This window comes from Intrasporangium sp. DVR (assembly GCF_040365325.1).
Taxonomy (GTDB): domain Bacteria; phylum Actinomycetota; class Actinomycetes; order Actinomycetales; family Dermatophilaceae; genus Intrasporangium.
Genome location: NZ_BAABZW010000044.1, coordinates 1 through 4,037 on the forward strand (window position 1 = coordinate 1; position 4,037 = coordinate 4,037).

Annotated in this window: 5 protein-coding genes and 1 pseudogene; 2 read left to right on the forward strand and 4 right to left on the reverse strand. The window is 68.7% G+C overall.

Annotated features, from left to right (window positions below; genetic code table 11):
- Window positions 1-251 (forward strand): annotated as a pseudogene (locus ABWV20_RS19160) (hypothetical protein); the annotation flags it as partial.
- Entirely contained in the window at window positions 251-1,060 is an 810-nt protein-coding gene (gene istB / locus ABWV20_RS19165) for an IS21-like element helper ATPase IstB (RefSeq protein ID WP_353358060.1), read from the forward strand. The pseudogene ABWV20_RS19160 and the gene istB, both read left to right, overlap by 1 nt.
- Window positions 1,061-1,399: 339 nt before the next feature.
- Here istB and ABWV20_RS19170 read toward each other — a convergent pair whose 3' ends face one another.
- The 4 genes from ABWV20_RS19170 to ABWV20_RS19185 form a co-directional block, all read right to left on the reverse strand.
- Window positions 1,400-2,092, reverse strand: a complete 693-nt coding sequence (locus ABWV20_RS19170) for a S1 family peptidase (protein ID WP_353358062.1) — start codon at window positions 2,090-2,092, stop codon at window positions 1,400-1,402.
- Entirely contained in the window at window positions 2,065-2,367 is a 303-nt protein-coding gene (locus tag ABWV20_RS19175) for a hypothetical protein (protein ID WP_353358064.1), read from the reverse strand. The genes ABWV20_RS19170 and ABWV20_RS19175 overlap by 28 nt, the downstream gene beginning before the upstream one ends.
- 282 nt (window positions 2,368-2,649) lie before the next feature.
- Window positions 2,650-3,186: a hypothetical protein gene (locus ABWV20_RS19180; protein WP_353358066.1), complete on the reverse strand. Its 537-nt coding sequence runs from the start codon at window positions 3,184-3,186 to the stop codon at window positions 2,650-2,652.
- Window positions 3,183-4,037, reverse strand: an 855-nt coding sequence (locus tag ABWV20_RS19185; RefSeq protein WP_502901810.1) for a hypothetical protein, incomplete at its 5' end; no start/stop codon positions are given. The genes ABWV20_RS19180 and ABWV20_RS19185, both read right to left, overlap by 4 nt.

Below are 4,037 nucleotides of genomic sequence, written 5' to 3' on the forward strand. Positions count from 1 at the left end.
CAGCCAGTATGAGAGCGGCAGAGAACCCGTGCCGGTTCATTGCGCATGCTCCGGTGCGTGAGCAACGTGTTGTCAGTCTGACCCAGCGCCGGCTGATGGACCCGGCTGCGATCATCGCCGGCCTGCCACCGGACACCCGACCCTTGCCGACCGTCGACGCCTACGACGAGCTGATCCCACGCCGCCGCACCACCGCCACCAACCCTTCAAGCGACCGCGCGAGCACCGACAAGAGAGCGAGCACCAGCTGATGAGCCCCACCGCCCCCGCTGCCTCGATCACGCCAACCCTTCGCCGCAGGCGCGGGATGACCCAAGCGGCCGCTATCGCCGCAGTCGACCAGGCCTGCCGTCGGCTGCGGCTACCGACGATCCGAGCCCTGGTCGACGAGGCCGTCACCGTGGCGACGAGAGAGCAGCTGACCTACCAAGGCTTCCTGGCCGAGCTGCTCCTGGCGGAGGTCGACGATCGGGACCGCCGCTCCTCCCTGCGGCGCGTCAAGGCGGCCGGGTTCCCCCGGGACAAGTGGCTCGGCGACTTCGACTTCGACGCCAACCCGGCCATCAACCCAGCCACCATCCACGAGCTCGCCAAGGGCGACTGGATCCGCAAGGGCGATCCGCTCTGCCTGGTCGGGGACTCCGGCACCGGCAAGTCCCACATCCTTATCGGCCTGGGCACGGCCGCGGCGGAGCAGGGGTTCCGGGTCCGGTACGTGCTGGCGACCCGGCTGGTGAACGAGCTCGTCGAGGCCGCCGACGACAAGGCGTTGACCCGCACCATCAACCGGTACGGGCGGGTCGACCTGCTCATCATCGACGAGCTCGGCTACATGGAGCTTGACCGTCGCGGGGCGGAGCTCCTCTTCCAAGTCTTGACGGAGCGGGAGGAGAAGGCATCCGTGGCGATTGCGTCGAACCAGGCGTTCTCCGCCTGGTCGAGCACGTTCACCGACCCGCGACTGCTCGCCGCGATCGTGGACCGGCTCACGTACAACGGCACCATCATCGACACCGGCACCGACTCCTACCGCCTCGCGCACAGCCGCACCGCCAGCTGAGCACGCCAACAAGCGGCAAACGGCGCTGGAGTCTCCTGGCTGACCTGCCACCCGGCTGGCCCCTCTGCCGCGTCCGCCGGTTGCGACCGTGGGTGCCACTGCTGAGCCCCCGGGTGGTGTCCCCCTTCCACGAAGAACACCGGCCCGAGGGCGGTCCGTGTGAGCGCTACCCCGTCCGTCGACGCTCACTATGAAAACGAACGAGCCGACAGATCCTGACATCATCAGCGCCCTCCACGGCGGCCAGCGGCGTTCCGCGGTCAAAGCAACCCTTCATGGCGGCACGTCGCCGCACTGCTGGGACGACCACGGGGACGTCTGCCGGGAGCGGGACAGCGGCTACGACGTCGCGAGTCCGTGATGTCGCGCCCAGGTCATGAGTGGGCCGAGCCGGGTGTAGGTGCCGGGGGCACCGGCGTGGCAGCTGTTCCCTGCGGTGACGATGGCGATGAGCTCGCCGGTGTGGTCGAGCACGCCGGCGCCGGAGTCCCCGGTGCAGGTGTTCTCTTGTGCCCCGGTCAGGCACAGCGTTGTGTCGTCGTCGCCGCATCCGCTTGCTGGCTTGAGCGTGATGGTGCGGCTGGTGCACCTGATGGGGTGCCCGGGTCGGGTTCCCCAGCCGGTCACCACGAACGTGCCGGGTGCGCCAGCAGCAGTGGGCGGCCGCGGGCTGCCGGGGAGCGTGGCCCGGGCGACCGCGATATCGGCCCGGGGATTGGGGATCTGCCACGGTGATGTGAGAGGCGTGCCCATGTCTGGAGTCTGGTCGCACAGGTCGACCGGGTCGGCGACGACCCGCAGGCGTTGCCCATCGCGCACACAGTGGCGCGCGGTGATGATCAGTCCGGCGGCAACGACTCCTGAGCAGAGGATGTCTGCGCTGCTAATGGGTGAGGTGTTGGCGTACGCGAGGAGGACCACCGCCTCGGGGCGCAGCCCGCGGTTCTCGTCCTGAGGTGCTTTCGTGCAGCTCGTGGCCGCGAAGACCGTGACGAGGGCGGCGGCTAGCAGGGGTCGGTAGAGGTTCCGCACAGGAGCATGCCGTAGGGGATCTCGAGGCTCAGCTTGGTGCCGCTGAGGGTGTACTCGACTACGGTCCCGTCCCATCCGCCGCCGCCGCCCGCGGCCGTGGCGGAGCGGGTCATGCCGATCTGGATCTCTGACGCGGTCGCCTTGTCCGTGCACGCGGGTGGTGCCGCTCCCAACGCAGTCTGGTCGTGTTCGTTGGGTCGCGGTGTGGGCGGGTATCCGGGGGAGGCCAGGGTGTAGCCGGCGTGGGGGTCGAACGTGGCTAGCCGGATCTCCACGATGCTGAATCCGTCTCCGATGACCCGGGTAGGGCGTATGGCGCTGATGCGCGCGCCCGCAGCCAGGGAGCACAGCGGGAACCCGAAGGTGACCGCCGCTGGTGTTCCGGACGGGACAGCCACGTACTTCGAGTGGTCCTGCGGCCGCGGCGGCTGGTTCGGTGCGGCCTCGGAGTGCAGGCCGGGCGCGATCCGGCTCGGGGCAGGGCCGGGGTCCTGGCCCCCGGACGCGCAGGCGCCGAGAGCCAGGACACAGACAGCCGCAAGAAGAGGGCGCACTGTTTAGGCGTAGTGGCCGATGACTCGGCTCGCGTACGCGGGCCAGTCGTTGTTCCCACAGAGCTTGTACAGGCCCGCCGTTGGCTGCTTGTAGCTCAGGGCGTTGGAGGTGTCCCAGTTCGACGTGGACGTCACGTCGAAGCCGACCAGGCCGCTGATGTCGAACCCGCTCGACAGAGTCCATGCGCTCCCGTTCGACTGGTTCCTGGTCCAGGTGCCCGCGGCGAGTGCGCCGGTGCAGTAGTTGGCGGTGAAGTTTGCGGTGCCGGCGGTGGAGTAGCCGCCGGTGAGCTTGATCGGCACGAAGCTGTACTTCGTGTATGCGTAGGAGGAGCTCCCGCCGCTGACGATGTAGCAGACCTCCTTGTACTTGCCGAGCTCGCTCTCCAATGTGTAGGAGCGGTTCGCCGCGGACGCATCCCAGCTGGCGGTGAACGAGCTCGACCGAGAGACGGTGCCGCCCGCCTTCCAGCCGACGCTGTCGGTGCTCACGTCGAACGCGGTACCGAGGGAGACCGACTGCGACGACGAGTACGTCATCCACGCGGTCTGCTTCCAGTCAGGGTCTGGCTGTCCCCGATCTCCGCGCTCCTCAGGTAGCCGCGGCTCAACAAGGTGGTGCTGCACGTGAGGTAATCCTTGGGGAACTCGGTACCGGGCTGGGAGACCTGCTTCTCGTCGGCCTTGACGGTCGCGACACCGCGTGGCTTGTCCGGGGTCGGCGAGGAGAAGGTTCTCACGTCGCTCTGGCCGGCGTTCTCCCCGTCCCAGACCACGATGACCAGGTCGACCTGGCCATCCGGGCCGCGGTACTCCGCGGGCAGAGAGTCGATGTTCGCGCGAAGCGTGAACCCGCCCGAGCCGTCCACGGCACCGCGCGCGACCGGGACGTTGTTGAACGAGTCGCCCGGCGCCATCGCGTCGAGGTATGCCTCGCCGGGCGCCGCGGATGCGAAGACCTGGACACCGCTGCCGTGGTCGACGAAGTCCACCGCGGTCCCCGTGGCGATCACAGGAGCCTGCGACTGAGCGCTGTCCGGCAGCTCCTGCAGAGCGGCCGCACTCACGTTGACCGGGACCGGCCCGGGTGAGGCCGCTGACGCCGGTGCCGCCGTCACCGCGACAGCGGCGCCAAGCGCGACCGCCAAGGCGCCCGCGACGCGTCGCCGACCCGAGAACCCGCCTGCCCTAGCCTGCTCCAGGCTTCGACCGTGGCGGTGACTGAGTACACGAAGAGTGCTACTCACAACCCCTCCATCGATGCGATGGGGCTCCCCTGTCTGGAGTCCCTGTAACCACGCACGTTCCTCTTCGACCGCCCGGTCAGGAACACGATCCACACCAAACTTTACGGGCTCATCACAGTTGAGGGTGTAGCGGCTGGTGCGGGG